This is a genomic window from Paenibacillus hodogayensis, from assembly GCF_039536325.1.
In the GTDB taxonomy this organism is placed as follows: Bacteria; Bacillota; Bacilli; order Paenibacillales; family NBRC-103111; genus Paenibacillus_AB; species Paenibacillus_AB hodogayensis.
In genome coordinates this window covers 169,331-183,114 of sequence record NZ_BAAAYO010000010.1, presented here as the reverse complement: position 1 = coordinate 183,114, position 13,784 = coordinate 169,331, and the positions used below count along the sequence as shown (strand labels likewise).

Below are 13,784 nucleotides of genomic sequence, written 5' to 3'. Positions count from 1 at the left end.
CCGGACTTGCGTCCAAGCCGCTTGTGTAGTCTCCCAATAGTACGAAGGTTCAGGAAAAAGGTTCCAACAATTTTGTCGTCAGCGTCATGTCGCCTTTTTACAATACAGACATTCGTGGCGGAGCTACAATGGACAAGTACTGTTGCAAGCCGTTTTGTTCATACGGAGCGGCATTTGTTCCCGCCGATGAAATCGGTGGAAGATTACCAGAAACGAAACGGGAGGAATGGACATGACTGACTCTACCAACTATACGGGTGTGACGGGAGTGCATACGAAGAACGGGAAGCCGAACGGAAGCACCTCCATCACGCCCTTTATCGTCGTGAACGATCCGGCGGCGGCGATCGCCTTCTATGAAACGGTATTCGGAGCCAAAGCGAAAAGCGCAACGGAAGTGGATTACGAAGGAAACAAGATCATCGTTCATGCGGATTTGGATTTTGGTCACGGCTACTTGCAGTTGGGCGCCGCCACACCGGCGTACCGGCTCGTTCCGCCACCGGGCAACGGCGATGCTTGCTATTCGCTGGCCGTTTATGTGCCCGATGTGGATCGGACGTTGGATTTGGCCGTCGCCAACGGAGCGACCGTTCGGGAGCCGGCTGCGAATTTCGTTTCCGGCGACCGGTATTGCAGCATCCTGGACCCTTACGGCGTCCGGTGGTCGGTCATGACGCGTGTCGAGGATATTTCGGAGGAAGAAAGCTTTCGCCGTGTCGACGAGTGGAGCAAGAGCCTGTAAATCGTCGGACGACGACTCGGATCCGAGGACATGTCGCGTTTGACGGGCTCCGGGCAAGCGGCGCCGCTCTCCTGCTGGAACCGCTCGAATGACCGAGGCGGGAGGCAGGGGAGCGTGTTTTCGTTAGATCGAGCTGACGGACGGCGTTTGCGTCTCGCCAGCTCATGTACGATGATCATGCGGAAATGATCGCTCTCCGGGACGGTCAAGGAACGCGAAGAGCTTTTGGTACATGATATCGTTGCCGGAACCCAGCCAAATTAAATGACCCCATGAATCTAGCTCACATAGCTGGGCGTTAGGAATGTGTCGATGAGCATAACGAGCGTGTTCCACCGGCACGGAGGCATCATGAATGCTATGCAAGATCAAGGCAGGGCACTGGACGGCAAGAAGCTCGGCAGTTAGATCATGACCTGTCTGGTCCAAATCGAGGAGAAACCCATGCTTCGACCGTTGGCGGTTCAACATGCTCTTGAATTGTTTCCGGTCCTCTTCGCTGATCTGAGGCAACACCTTTTCCTTCGGAAGCTTGCTGAACGAAGCAAGCATGCTATTGAACAGAAAAGCCGGAAACAATGCGTTGATGAGCCGGATCGATGCCCAAAGATAGGCTTCGGTCGAAGGTCGAAACATCATCTTGGCGGATTTGTACAGATTGTCGTCGGGCAATAACCAGCGTTGGGACACCGCTGATTGCAGGACCAGACTCTTTACCCGATGCGGATAGCGCGAGGCCAGATGAATCCCGCTCGGACCTCCGGCCGAAATCCCGATGACATGCGCTTGGGAAATTTGCAAATGATCCAACAGTCCGATGTAGGCTTCGCATGCGGAAGCCATCGTGGCGCCCAGCTCTTTGGAGGTTTTTCCGTATCCCGGCCTTGAAGGAGTGATAACAGAAAAATGACGCGCCGTCAGCTCGCTGTAACCAAATGTTTCGTCACAGTTCGAATGTCCTCCATGCAGGACCAGAACGGGATCCCCCTGTCCGATCAGGCGATACTCCATGTTGAATCCATCTTTTGTCGTAAATTGACTCCTAGTATTGTCCATTGCGCTTCCTCCAAAAATGAATTATAGTTCATTATTAAGATAAAAAAACGAGCATACTTCTAGGAAAGAAATGCTCTCAGGCCTTGATACCAGAACAAAATGTATTGACGAATACTATGCTTGCAGTCCTCTGAATCCGGGTGGCTCCGAATAATCTCGAAGTATCCTTGCATGAAAGCTACCGCTACCGGCCAAGCCGTTTGCCGGTCAAACACTTCTTGTTTCTGATTGCCGTTGTACTGGGCCAAATGGTGGGCGACATTGTCGGCCATCATCTGGTGAAACTTCGAAACAGCGTTCTCATATCGGGTTCCTCCGGTACCGTCAATTAGAATTAAGAGAGGGATACGGTATTCCCCGACGACATGCGTCAAAGCCTCGACAACAAGTTCGAAAACATTCCTCTCCCGCTGCAGCGGGCCGGCATGATGCGAGATCAACGTTTCCCATTCCAGGTAGACCGGCGCGACGATGGCTTCGAACAAAATGTCCTTCCCCGAGTAATACCGATACAAGTTACCAACAGAAATGCCTGCTTTGGCTGCAATTCGTTTTACCGAGGCCGCCGCATAGCCGTATTGAAAAAACTCGTCCTGCGCATGTCGGATTATCGCTTGCCGCAACTCTTCTTTCAGAACCTGAACCATAAGTGAACCTCCGTTCATTTATGAATGATAACAGACATTGTCGGTGTTTGCAAGCTTTAAACGAACGGCTAGCGCTCCCGCTCCGCAAGCCCCGACTCGCACGCTTATACACGCAAAAGACACCTTCTCTCCCTGTAACCCAGGGAGGGAAAGCGTCTTTTTGGTACGCGGAAGCAACTTAGTCTTTGTAAACGGTATTCGTCACGGTTGTTTGTTTGCCGTATTTGTTGACGGCCAGCAGTGTGACGGTGTTCGCGCCTTTGACCAGGCTGACCGTTTTGCTGGAATTCCAGGTGCTTTGGAACTCGTCATTCACGTACAGCTTCGGCGAATTGTCGTTTTTGTCGCTGAGCGTCCACGTCACCGTCAACGATGAAGACGTCGTTCTGGAAGGCATGTACCCGGCCGTCAGCTTCGGAGCGGGAGGGTTGAACGTTACCGTCTTGGAGACGACCGTTTCCTTGCCGTTCGCATTGACCGCCTTGAACACGAGCACGTTTTCGCCGGGCTCCAAGGTCAGTGTGGCGCTGCTCTGCCATTTGGAATATTCTTTTTCGTTCAGGAACAGTCGTACCGAATCGTCGTTTTTATCGGTGACCGTCCACGACACGTTGAGCGTGGACGAGTCCGTCGAGGCGGGCAACGGATTTACTTTCAGTACCGGAGCGCCGGTTCCGAGAGAAATCTTTTTGGTGACCGTCGTGCTTTTGCCGAGCGAGTTGGTTGCCCGGAACACGATCGTATTAATGCCTTCGTTCAAGGCGATGGTTTTGCTGGAGGACCATTCCGATTGGGCTTCGTCGTTAATGTATACGATCGGCCTGCTGTCGTTTTTATCGGTGACGCTCCAGGAGACCATTACGCTCGTCTTGTCCGTCGAGTCCGGAATGTCGTTCACTTTCAATACGGGACCGCCGGTGCTCAGCGTGATCGTTTTGGTAACCGTCGTGCTTTTGCCGAGCGAGTTGGTGGCCTTGAACACGATCGTATTTGCGCCTTCGCTCAAGGAGATCGTTTTGCTGGAGGACCATTCCGATTGGGCCTCGTCGTTGATATACACTTTGGGCTTGCTGTCGTTTTTATCCGTTACGCTCCAGGAGACGTTTACGCTCGCCTTGTCCGTCGTATCCGGAATGTCGTTCACTTTCAGTACAGGACCGCCGGTGTTGAACACGATCGTTTTGGTAACCGTCGTGCTTTTGCCGAGCGAATTTGTCGCCTTGACGACAATCGTGTTCGTTCCTTCCGTCAGCTCGACCTTCTTCTGGTTGCTGTAATCGCGCTGCGCCTCGTTGTTGACATAGACGACCGTACGCGAGTCGTTCTCGTCGCGGACGCTCCACGAGACGGTAACGTACTGCTTGTCGGTTTCCTCCGGAATGTCGTTCACCGTAAGCTCCGGCCCGCCCTTCTCGTATTGGATCACCTTCGTTACGGTTTTGGACTTGCCTCCGGGCAAGCGCGCGGTGACCGTAACGGTATAGTCGCCTTCGCCTTGGTTGATTTTCAACCCTTCTTTAAACTGCCCTTGCACGACGCTGACCTCGCGGTTGTTGATCGTCACGGTCGCTCCGGGGGACGTCTCGCCAGAAACGTAGAATGTTCCGTTGGACGTCGTTTCCGGCACGTTCACGTTCAGTTGGATCGGAGCGTGGCCGTCGGCAGAGGCGTTTTTAATAATTTTGTACAGCAGGGTGGCCACTTCCGCGCGGGTCACCTGCTTGTCTCCCTTGAACGTCTGGTCGGGGTAGCCGCTGAACAGTTGCTTTTCGACGGCGAGCGCTACGTACGTTTTCAAATTCGGCGAGATCGAGTTGACATCCCGGAACGTATTCTCCAGAATGCGCGGGTTGCGCAGGTCGTCCGGCGTATAGCCGAGCGTCTTGACGAGCGTAACGGCCACGTCTTCGCGGGTGGCGTCCAGCGTCGGACTGAAAAACGCTTTGCCGGACGGCGGATAATAGCCGGTAAGAAATTCGCGGGACGCTTCTATGTACGGGAACGACCACCGGTCGGGCGAAACGTCGTAATAGGTGGCTTTGGCTCCGCTTTCCGGCAAGTCGAGATAGAACGTTTTGGCGACCAGCGAAGCGAATTCCTCCCGGGTCACCGGATTTTCCGGCTTGAAGGTGTTGTCCTCGTATCCCGAAATGACGTTGGTTTTGGCCAGATCGAGAATGGCGCTGCCGGCCCAGTAATCATTGTGGATATCGATGAAGCTGACTTGCTGGGTGATATAGGTGTTTCCTGCGGCATGGACGTATGAGTGCGCCGGGGCGAACGCGATTAGAACGGATGCCAAAGCACCCGCTATCTTTTTGCGCATAGCGATTGTTCCTCCTCTTTTATAATCGGCATACTGTTAATCTTAACCCACAAGACCTATTTCTGTCAGCATTTATTTGGCGAAAAATAGGACTATCGAATCAGTTGGCTGCGCCGTAACATGATCGATGTCCCAAGCTCGTTTTTTACCGCTATGAATTCAATAAGGAAGCCCTCCGGCATCGTCAAGACCGTTGTCCGGGTCATATTTTTGGTTCATCGTATGGACGCTACCGCCCAGCACTCCGTGTTCACCATTATTGCCGAAAATGCGCATAACGACGGATCATGGCTCGTTTACATTAAGAATGGAAGCAAGGCTTACTTGGGTTCGTGGAACGATTTCAGCTGCAGCCCTTTCGTAAGCAGCAGCCTGTAAGAGAGCATGCTTAACAGCATGCTTGTAATGGCTGCGGAGCCGGTGAAGGAAAAGACAATTAGAATTTGATAACGCACCGCTTCTACGGGATCGGCCCCCGCAACAATCATGCCGGTCATCATCCCGGGCAGCTGAACGAGGCCGACGGTCTTCATCCCGTCGATGGTGGGGATCATGCTGAATTTAACCGCCCTTTTCCGCACCTCCTGGAGCGCCTGCTTCGCTGTAGCCCCGAGCGCGAGCAGGACTTCAATCTCGCCTTTCGTAGACTGAACCTCTCTTCGGATTTGGTTCATGAACAGCCCGGCTACAATCATGGCGCTCCCGATGGTCATTCCGCTAATGGGAATGATGTATTGGGGAGAAGGCTCGATCATCTTCAAGCCCAGCAGCAGGCCCATCAACAGCAGCTCCGTCACCGCTATGGAAACCGCGACTCTCCATAGAATCCCCGGCATGCCGGCACCGCGCCGCGCCGCGTTGCTGGATGCTACTGCAATCATCAGCGCTATCATGAACACCAAATAGATAACATTCTCCGTGCGGAAAATGTACTGGAGCACATAGCCGATAGCCAGCAGTTGAACCGCCGATCGGACGGTACCGATCGCAATTTCTTTTTCCAGCCCCAGTTTCTGCCAAACCGAAACTAGCATGGTCGCCAATACGAACAACAAGGTGAAGCTAAGCGTCAACAGCGTCATAGCGTGGCCTCGTTTGCAGGAATCCGGATGAATTGACGTCCCGCTTCCGTTGCCGGTTGCCGAAAAAATTCCGCGGTCTGCCGGTCCTCCAGCAACGTACTGCCGGACATAAACCAGGTTCTATGGCTCGTACGCTCCGCCTGCTCCAAATCATGGGTGATCCAAATCATCGTCCCGCCCTCTTCCGCCTGCCAGCGCAGCAGCAGCTGTTCCACTGCCCGTGCGCTATTCCTGTCCAATGCGGACGTAACTTCGTCCAGTAATAGAACGGACGGCCGTAACAGCATCGATCGAATCAAGGCAATCCGCTGCTTCTCTCCGCCCGACAAATCGCCGGCCGGTTTATTCCGGTCCAGTTCCGCCAACATGGCTTCCTCGAGCAGCCGCGAGGCAAGACGTTCGTCATAGGAACCGCCATGGAGACGGCTTGCCGTTCGCAAGTTGTCCTCCACACTGCCCGGCAGCATGACCGCCTGCTGGGCGACGTAACAGATTTGCTTTCTCCACATCCTGGGATCGTACTTCCGGTACGAGACACCTTCATATATCATGTCGCCCTGATCCGGCGATTCAAGCAGTGCCAGCGTGCGCAGCAAGGTGCTTTTCCCTTGTCCCGAGGCGCCAATGACGGAGATGCGCTCCGGCTGTCCGATTACGGCCGATACTTCGGCAAATAAATAAGGGGAGCCCCCTTTTTCCTGATTCCGCAATTTTCTTGCCAATCCCTGAATTTCAAACCTGGCAGTCAAAATCGAGCTGCTCCTTTCCTTTATCTACGGTCGGCTTTCGCACCGAGTTCCCGTGGTATGTCCCAAGAAATACCGTGACCTATTATATCATGAACTTAGTCGGCTTCATGACCTGCTGAAATGCTCGTTTGAGTTTTTTTATACAAATGAACGAGATGTTAACGGGTGTGAAAAACTGGCATAATGACGTCCGATGATTATGCGCGTATTTCCACTCGCCTTCATTTGCAAGATTGGGAAGTTCCCGAAAGCTTGAATACCGAATCCATTGCGGCGGATACCGTTGATGTACATGAAGTTTATCGAATATTGCTTGAGGACGGCAATACCCCTAACGCGGTCATATTCAAGCATCAATTTAGAGCGAACGCGCCCAGCCATGTTCTCTTAACGTTGCGAAACGCTCAAGATGAAATTATGGCTCTCGCTTATTACAAAGTAATAAAGGTCGACCCGAACAGCCCTGTTCTTTCCGCAACGGCGTTTAATCTTCATTTCCGGCAGCCATTTGCGTTATCGCGCGAGGAACGAAAACAATTTTTGCAAGGTGTACTATACTCCATGAAACAGTTGGAGTTGCATGCCGTCAATTGTTTAATGTCTCTCAAGCATGCGGATGTATTTACGCTTCTGATTCGGGAAGGCTTCGACGAGATCCGCAGCAGCTTTTTCGCACTCACCAAGGCGGTAGGAGAGGGGAAATGAAACGATATAAAAACGCGCGCGATATCCTGCCAGAAAGCTTGATTCAAGAAATTCAGAAATATGTCAGAGGCCAACACCTGTATATTCCTCAGACCGAACGCAAGGGATGGGGAGCACATAGCGGAACTCGCGATGAAATGGCACGGAGAAACAAAGATATTTATCAGAAATATATGGATGGTGTCGGCATATCGGAATTATCTCGAATCTATCATTTGAGTGAAGAACGGATACGGGGAATCGTGTACGAAAATCATGCGAATCCCGAGTGAAGCGAAAACAAACCATTGAATCCGCAAGTGCAGCCGCACTTCGATTCAATGGTTTTTGCCTGTCATTCCATACGATATGGCGCCTTCGCAGTTTATTGCGTAACGGCGGCTATAAATTTCTCCAGAGCGGAGAGGTCGGTAATGTTTCGATTGCATTTCTCATGGTCGGTGCATAAATAATTGCCGACGGTCTTATAGTAATCGGGCGAGGCTTTTTCCGGTCTTTTCTTCGAAAGCGCCGAGAATAACGACAAATCCTCTTGCCGATTGCAAACAAAGCAGTAGCTTTTTTTATGCGTCGGTGTGAAGCTGCCCTCCAAGCCGATCCATTGGCCGTCCAGCGGATAAACCAGAAACATCTTGTTCGTCGCGATGTCCGTCCAGCTCAAGTAGGACAGGCTGCGTCGGTCCAACAGATTCAGATCCGGCACCTTGAGCTTCTTGTTCTTAGGAAACAGCTTTACAATCTGCTTCTCCGTCAGCGGCGGAAACTCTAGTAGCTCGGACTTCAACTCCGCTAAATACGCTTCAAACTGCTCCGCTATCTCCAATCGGGAAATGCCTTGAACCCGTTCGCGCTGCTCGGGCTCCCGAAACAGCTCGGCTATCGTGAACTCTGCGGTTTCTCTGACGGATTGGATCACATTGCGGTCGGCTACGGTACGCAGCGCATACAGCACCAGGCCGGCCTGTTTTTTGATCATATTATATTGATGGTTTCTAATAAATGGCGAATGCATCGCTTTACAGCCCTTTCTCCATAGATTCTTGGAAAATCAGGTGCAAAGCCCATTACCAGAAACGATGACTGCGGGTGCGGGCGATTTAGCTTGCCAAAACGTTCCGCCCATGCAAAGAATCGCCCCAATAACAGGCTTTGCATGAGACTTCGCCAATCCGGCAATCTTTTATTGCCATCGTTACCAGCTCCTTCGTTCCACGATAGCCTAAGTATAAAGAAAACGGTTCAGCTTTTCAATGACCTTTGCTTGCCATCCTGCATCGCCGGCAGCGGAGCGCTTGACGGGGATCGAGCTTAAAAGTGTTAAAATCGGTGGAGGTCTTATGAAAGAATTGAAGTTGACAAACCAGCAGGTTTCAGGAGCTCGTGGGCACCTATGATTTCTATGTAGATGGGTTGGACTCTTTTTTGAATATTGAAACGGGTGATGTTGTCACGTTACGAGAGTTTGACCGGGATGAAGAGGACGAAGAGTTAAACGAGGTCGTTGAAGAAGGGTTTAATGAAGTTTATTTTCGAATACCGCAGCGGGAGTCAGATGAAGGGTACACGGACATGATTGATTTTGCCGAAACGGTCGCAGATGAAAAATTAAGATCAACTTTGATTAGCGTCTTGAGCGGCGGCAAGAAAATATTCCGAAGATTCAAGGATGCATTAGGCGCCGATAGCGATCCAAACCGTTCGTGCGGCCTCAATGAATTTGGCTGCCGAATCGGCTTCAATGCTGCATTCGGGTTTTGGGGTACGACAAAAAGCCGCAAGGTGAAAGGTAACCTTTCAGCCGCAGCTTTATCGCAAGCGTATGAGACCGGGATACGCGAAACGGCGCATTTTCGCCGTCGCTGTAGAGACATCCGGTTTATACTGGCAGCCTGTTGTTGCAGTCGCCGTAAACGCAGTTGGGGTCCCGTTGGTATCCTAGCGGAAAACGTTCGTACCGAGCTGCACCCAAAAGCGGACCAAGGCTGTGCGCGTCGACTTGTAGCATGTTGACACTTTGCCGAATCTTAGTAATGAAATTACATTTGCAATAGCATATGGAAAACGGTGCGGGTTTGTTTTCAAGCAAATGGATTGGCCATCGCGTTTATGTTCAAGATAAAAACAACAATGGCGATGACGGCGATAACGAAAGCCGGTAGTGATTTACCGATCGGATCTTTGGCCCGAATATGCGCCAGGCACGCCCCGATCATTGTGACGCCCAACCAAAGGCCGGCCCAGCCTGCTAAACCCGGGAAGAAATAGCCGGCAATGAGTCCTGCCACTCCAATATATTGCACGAGGCCGGTGATGACGCGAAACCATTGTGGCAGCCCTAAATGCCGGAACGATTCGACTTGCTGCTTCGCACCCCCCAGCTTGCTGCCGCCGGCGGCTAGGAACAGAAGGGCTAGCAAGCTTTGCAGGACGATTGATACGATAGTCATTTCGTGAACAACTCCCTTATTTATAATTAGTAACTTACGTGCTATTATATAGAAAGCTTTGTGCTTTCGGAAGGAGGCACATTTAAGTGTCCCGGTAACCTTCAAGTAACCATGCATGAAAGGAGCCTATTGATGGAACACAATCCCGAATCCTGCATGCTCGATAAAACGTTGAACGTCATTGTTGGCAAATGGAAGCTGGCTATCCTGCATTTGCTTTTTCAAGGGACGAAACGGTTCAGCGAGCTGCAGCACGGCATTCCCGACATTACGAAAAAAGTGCTGACCGCCCATTTGCGGGAATTGGAGGAAGACGATATTATCAAACGGATCGTCTATGCGGAGGTTCCGCCACGGGTTGAATATTCGCTGACCGAATACGGCTACAGTCTGCAGCCGACGCTCCAGTCCCTCCAAGAATGGGGGAGCAACCACGCGGAGCATATGCGGTCGAAGCGCGAGCGCCAGTCATCGACGAAGTTTCCCGACGATCAGCCTGCTGTATCGGTGGAATGAAGCGGATAAACGAGGCGAACCGGAGAAGCGGCGACTTGTTGCCACACGCAAACTAACTTTATTGGGGCGGATCCATGTTTGAGGTTCAAAAGCGGGGAAACAGCTTGGGAATTCGAATCCCGAAGTCCCTTGCCGTGAAGGTCGGTCTTGAGGTAGGCTCTGAGGTCGATCTCGACGTGGAAGATGGTCACTTTGTAATAAAGCCAAAATCGGCAAATCTGGATGAACTCCTTTCCAGGGTAACGCCGGAAAATCTTCATAGGAAGGTATTTTGGTTTATTCCATCATTCTTGAAAATTAGCGATAACCACAAAAAAATCGCCGAAACCCAGACAGGAGAAGGCCTCTGGACTTTGCGGTAACCAGAGATAGGATAGGTCGACTACTGCTTAATCAAAACTCACGTCACATAGACATGAGTTTTTTCTTTGCTCCAAAATCTCCCTCTTGAAAACCCTTTCATTTAAAGGTTTCGTAAACCTGCACCCGATACTGAAAGATGTTGGAAATGTGGTTTGACACGCGAATTCACCTCGGATAATCTGAGGTAAAATGAGCATTATTGTGCATGAATAAGCAAGTAGCTTGATCACTACAAACATGTGGCGGGTTTGTCGCATGTTTTTATTGCATTTTACCAGCTTTCAGGAGGGATGCCCGTGAGAAGCCTGCTTCAGCCGTTGTCCATCAAGAAAAATTTACTCATTTTCTTTGTCGTGCTGTTCATTGTCCCGTTCCTGGCCGTTTGTCTGATTTGGTACGCTAAATCGGCGGAGATGATCGAGGAGAGCGGGATTTACTACAATGAGCAAATGGTGCAGCGGGTCAAGTTGCAGCTGGACGAATATTTCGCGGGCATCCGGGTGGATACGATGGCGCTTCCAGGCCATCCGCTCATCCAGGAATTTATCAAGGCCGATCCCGGCAATTCCTATGAGATGTTCCGCCTGAAAGGGAGGTTCCCCTCCGAGCTGGAATCGAATCTACGTAAAGACATAACCGGCTTCACCATCCTGACCGCCAAAGGCGGCGCCTACGGCAGCCCGATCAAGTTGCCGGACACGTTCGAACCCTTCGGCTCGCGCCCGCCGGAGGACAGCTTCCAAATTGTCGGGATGTCGGTGAAAGACGGTACACCGCTTCTCGCGTTGTTCCGCAAGGTGATCGACAATGTAACATATGAACATGCCGGAACGCTCATCATGGCGCTCTCCATCGATCAATTGGTCAAGATCGCGGATATTAAGCCTTACGGCCCGAACGGAACCTTCGCCATCGCCGAAGAGAATGGTCGCATCCTTTACCATACGGATCGTCAAAAATGGGGAACACTCCTGCCTGATTTCGACCAAATGAACGAGGACAGCGGACGGCTCGAGCAGGATGGTCCGGACGGCAAAAAAATGATGGTGTATCAGATTTCCAAACAAACGAAGTTCAGGATCGTCTCCGAAACATACAAATACGAGCTGCTCGGCGGCCTGATCCGGCTTCAGCTGTTGACTTTGTTGGTCGGGGCTTTCATTCTCGTACTGGCGTTCATCGTTTTCTCGCGGATGTTCTGGGAGATTAAGAAACTGTTGGGCGAGATCCACATGAACCGGCTGTGGGAAAAGGAGCTGGAGCTGAAGCACCGGGATTCTTTGCTTTCGGCGCTGCAATCCCGCATCAATCCGCATTTTTTGTACAATGCCTTGGAAATCATCAACGCGTACGCGATTGTGACCGAAGTGAGACCGATCAGCCGCATGACGCTGCATTTGTCGAATTTGTTCCGATACAGCGTGAGCAATCCCGATCAGGTGGTCAGTCTTCGCGAGGAGTTGAACCATCTCCAAAACTATATGCAAATCCAGGAGCAGCGCTACGAGAGCTTGCAATTCGAGATGAACGTAGATTCCGAACTGCTGGACAACGTGTATATGTTCCGCCTCATCGTCCAACCGCTGGTCGAGAATGCATTCCAGCACGCCTACGAGCAGCATGGCATCACGCCAAGCCAGATTGCGATCACCGGCGTGGAGGAGCAGAACTCGTTCTCGCTCTATATCGAGGACAAAGGCAAAGGAATGCCCCCTGAGCTGGTAAACAAGTATAATGATGCTTTCGAGAAGATTACGGAGAGCCAGATGCTGCAATCGGGCTTCAACCCTTTCCGGCGAATCGGCCTCTGGAACGTTCATACCCGGCTCCGGCTTGCCTTTGGAGCGCCGTTCGGAATCCAAATCCACCGGTCTAACGGGGAAGGCACGGTTGTTCGCGTCATCCTCCCCTACTTGACCGGCGTACTCAAAGACCGGAATACCGGAAGGAGCGCATAACAATGACGATGCATAAGATACTGCTTGCCGACGATGAGCGGATGGTCCGGCTCAGCCTGAGAACGATGATCGAGCGGGACTCCGCCGGATTCACGGTCGTGGGCGAGGCCCATGACGGGGAGCAGGCGCTGGAGCTGGCCTCCGAGCTGAAGCCGGATCTGCTCATAACGGATATCCGGATGCCGGGATTGGATGGACTGGAGCTCATTCGCAGCCTGTCGGACGGCGGCGCTTCGACGGAAGTCATCGTCGTCTCCGGCTTCGGCGACTTCGAGTACGCCCAGAGCGCGCTCCGTTATGGCGTCGCCGACTATTTGCTCAAGCCGATCGATCCGGATTATTTGATGTCCGCTCTCCGCAAGATGGGGAGCAGGATTGAACGGAAAAGCGGGAATTCGACCTCCAAGCAATGGATGTGGACATGGAAGCTGGATGCGGAGCGTATGGCGAAGTGGGTGTGGCAGCTCGATGATCATGAAATCCGGGTGGAACTGGAGCGCCTACGCTCATTGCTGCTGACGTCCGACGGTCCCGCCTCCGCGCAGCTTCACGAGAAGCTGGCGTATTACGCGGTAGTCCTGAACGGAGAGCTGGAGCAGATGGCCCGAGGGTCGGCTGCCCTCCCCGCTATAGAAATGCCTGCGAGTCCACGCGGCAATGCAGTTCTGTTTGCAGTTCTGTTTGAGGCGTTTATTGCCAGTATCACGGGCGTGATCGATCATATTCGGAATTCCCGGAATTGGTGGAGCTATAACCGCATGCTCAAAAACGTATCGGCCTACATCGAAGAAAATTACATGAAATCCGAATTGACCGTGAAGGAGGTCGCTGCGCATTTTGAGATTTCGTCGAATTATTTTGGGATCCTGTTCAAACGGGAGGCCGGCATGTCCTTAAATCAGTATGTAACCCGTCTTCGAATCGAGAAAGCGATGGAGTATTTGAAGAATCCGACTGTCAAAGTATACGAAGCGGGAGAACGGGTAGGCTTCGAGGATTATGCTTATTTTTCCAAAATGTTCAAAAAATATACAGGAGTCTCGCCCTCGGAATACCGCAAATACGATTATGCGGCAAGCATCCGAGTCGATGCGGATATGTACTAGTTTTCGTTGATTATTCCATAGTGCCTCGGACAACCGATCTTCTATAATCAAATCGTGAACTACAACATGCCTTATCACAAAGAT

At 51.8% G+C, this 13,784-nt stretch carries 15 protein-coding genes; 8 read left to right on the top strand and 7 right to left on the bottom strand.

Annotated elements, in window-relative coordinates:
- Positions 1-232 precede the first annotated feature (232 nt).
- Entirely contained in the window at positions 233-745 is a 513-nt protein-coding gene (locus ABD796_RS19995) for a VOC family protein (protein WP_344910942.1), read from the top strand.
- A 162-nt stretch (positions 746-907) separates the two neighbouring features.
- Here ABD796_RS19995 and ABD796_RS19990 read toward each other — a convergent pair whose 3' ends face one another.
- The 5 genes from ABD796_RS19990 to ABD796_RS19970 all read right to left on the bottom strand — a co-directional run bounded on the left by ABD796_RS19990 (position 908) and on the right by ABD796_RS19970 (position 6,605).
- On the bottom strand, positions 908-1,801 hold the full coding sequence (locus tag ABD796_RS19990; RefSeq protein WP_344910941.1) for an alpha/beta fold hydrolase: 894 nt from the start codon (positions 1,799-1,801) through the stop codon (positions 908-910).
- Positions 1,802-1,860: 59 nt separating this feature from the next.
- On the bottom strand, positions 1,861-2,448 hold the full coding sequence (locus ABD796_RS19985; RefSeq protein ID WP_344910939.1) for a TetR/AcrR family transcriptional regulator: 588 nt from the start codon (positions 2,446-2,448) through the stop codon (positions 1,861-1,863).
- Positions 2,449-2,626: 178 nt separating this feature from the next.
- Positions 2,627-4,774: an S-layer homology domain-containing protein gene (locus tag ABD796_RS19980; RefSeq protein ID WP_344910938.1), complete on the bottom strand. Its 2,148-nt coding sequence runs from the start codon at positions 4,772-4,774 to the stop codon at positions 2,627-2,629.
- Between the two features lie 320 nt (positions 4,775-5,094).
- A complete protein-coding gene (locus ABD796_RS19975; RefSeq protein ID WP_344910936.1) occupies positions 5,095-5,856 on the bottom strand; it encodes an ABC transporter permease in 762 nt (253 codons plus the stop codon).
- Positions 5,853-6,605, bottom strand: a complete 753-nt coding sequence (locus tag ABD796_RS19970; RefSeq protein WP_344910933.1) for an ABC transporter ATP-binding protein — start codon at positions 6,603-6,605, stop codon at positions 5,853-5,855. The genes ABD796_RS19975 and ABD796_RS19970 overlap by 4 nt, the downstream gene beginning before the upstream one ends.
- Before the next feature lie 183 nt (positions 6,606-6,788).
- Here ABD796_RS19970 and ABD796_RS19965 point away from each other — a divergent pair, with 183 nt between their 5' ends.
- Together ABD796_RS19965 and ABD796_RS19960 are read left to right on the top strand one after the other, a co-directional pair.
- Positions 6,789-7,310, top strand: coding sequence for a hypothetical protein (locus ABD796_RS19965; protein ID WP_344910931.1), 522 nt, complete (start codon positions 6,789-6,791; stop codon positions 7,308-7,310).
- Positions 7,307-7,582, top strand: a complete 276-nt coding sequence (locus ABD796_RS19960) for a CD3324 family protein (RefSeq protein WP_344910929.1) — start codon at positions 7,307-7,309, stop codon at positions 7,580-7,582. Before ABD796_RS19965 ends, ABD796_RS19960 begins: the two co-directional genes overlap by 4 nt.
- A gap of 92 nt (positions 7,583-7,674) precedes the next feature.
- Here the strand turns inward: ABD796_RS19960 and ABD796_RS19955 are convergent, their stop codons facing one another.
- A complete protein-coding gene (locus tag ABD796_RS19955; RefSeq protein WP_344910925.1) occupies positions 7,675-8,322 on the bottom strand; it encodes a FusB/FusC family EF-G-binding protein in 648 nt (215 codons plus the stop codon).
- A 368-nt stretch (positions 8,323-8,690) separates the two neighbouring features.
- Between ABD796_RS19955 and ABD796_RS19950 the strand changes: the two genes are divergently transcribed.
- Positions 8,691-9,320 carry a hypothetical protein gene (locus ABD796_RS19950; protein ID WP_344910922.1) on the top strand — a complete coding sequence of 210 codons (630 nt, stop codon included), beginning with the start codon at positions 8,691-8,693 and terminating at the stop codon, positions 9,318-9,320.
- A 68-nt stretch (positions 9,321-9,388) separates the two neighbouring features.
- Here the strand turns inward: ABD796_RS19950 and ABD796_RS19945 are convergent, their stop codons facing one another.
- Positions 9,389-9,757: a DoxX family protein gene (locus tag ABD796_RS19945; protein WP_344910920.1), complete on the bottom strand. Its 369-nt coding sequence runs from the start codon at positions 9,755-9,757 to the stop codon at positions 9,389-9,391.
- 132 nt (positions 9,758-9,889) lie between these two features.
- Here ABD796_RS19945 and ABD796_RS19940 point away from each other — a divergent pair, with 132 nt between their 5' ends.
- From ABD796_RS19940 to ABD796_RS19925, 4 genes are all read left to right on the top strand, one after another.
- On the top strand, positions 9,890-10,273 hold the full coding sequence (locus ABD796_RS19940; protein WP_344910918.1) for a winged helix-turn-helix transcriptional regulator: 384 nt from the start codon (positions 9,890-9,892) through the stop codon (positions 10,271-10,273).
- A 74-nt stretch (positions 10,274-10,347) separates the two neighbouring features.
- On the top strand, positions 10,348-10,635 hold the full coding sequence (locus tag ABD796_RS19935) for an AbrB/MazE/SpoVT family DNA-binding domain-containing protein (protein WP_344910917.1): 288 nt from the start codon (positions 10,348-10,350) through the stop codon (positions 10,633-10,635).
- Between the two features lie 297 nt (positions 10,636-10,932).
- On the top strand, positions 10,933-12,594 hold the full coding sequence (locus tag ABD796_RS19930) for a cache domain-containing sensor histidine kinase (protein WP_344910916.1): 1,662 nt from the start codon (positions 10,933-10,935) through the stop codon (positions 12,592-12,594).
- A gap of 2 nt (positions 12,595-12,596) precedes the next feature.
- Positions 12,597-13,700 (top strand): response regulator transcription factor, encoded by a 1,104-nt coding sequence (locus ABD796_RS19925; protein WP_344910914.1) that lies wholly within the window; start codon positions 12,597-12,599, stop codon positions 13,698-13,700.
- Positions 13,701-13,784: the final 84 nt, after the last annotated feature.

Bases quoted from the DNA above. Each gene is read 5' to 3' on its own strand.
- ABD796_RS19995 (WP_344910942.1), top strand. From the start codon at position 233: ATGACTGACTCTACCAACTATACGGGTGTGACGGGAGTGCATACGAAG.
- ABD796_RS19990 (WP_344910941.1), bottom strand. From the start codon at position 1,801: ATGGACAATACTAGGAGTCAATTTACGACAAAAGATGGATTCAACATG.
- ABD796_RS19985 (WP_344910939.1), bottom strand. From the start codon at position 2,448: ATGGTTCAGGTTCTGAAAGAAGAGTTGCGGCAAGCGATAATCCGACAT.
- ABD796_RS19980 (WP_344910938.1), bottom strand. From the start codon at position 4,774: ATGCGCAAAAAGATAGCGGGTGCTTTGGCATCCGTTCTAATCGCGTTC.
- ABD796_RS19975 (WP_344910936.1), bottom strand. From the start codon at position 5,856: ATGACGCTGTTGACGCTTAGCTTCACCTTGTTGTTCGTATTGGCGACC.
- ABD796_RS19965 (WP_344910931.1), top strand. From the start codon at position 6,789: ATGACGTCCGATGATTATGCGCGTATTTCCACTCGCCTTCATTTGCAA.
- ABD796_RS19960 (WP_344910929.1), top strand. From the start codon at position 7,307: ATGAAACGATATAAAAACGCGCGCGATATCCTGCCAGAAAGCTTGATT.
- ABD796_RS19955 (WP_344910925.1), bottom strand. From the start codon at position 8,322: ATGCATTCGCCATTTATTAGAAACCATCAATATAATATGATCAAAAAA.
- ABD796_RS19945 (WP_344910920.1), bottom strand. From the start codon at position 9,757: ATGACTATCGTATCAATCGTCCTGCAAAGCTTGCTAGCCCTTCTGTTC.
- ABD796_RS19940 (WP_344910918.1), top strand. From the start codon at position 9,890: ATGGAACACAATCCCGAATCCTGCATGCTCGATAAAACGTTGAACGTC.
- ABD796_RS19935 (WP_344910917.1), top strand. From the start codon at position 10,348: ATGTTTGAGGTTCAAAAGCGGGGAAACAGCTTGGGAATTCGAATCCCG.
- ABD796_RS19925 (WP_344910914.1), top strand. From the start codon at position 12,597: ATGACGATGCATAAGATACTGCTTGCCGACGATGAGCGGATGGTCCGG.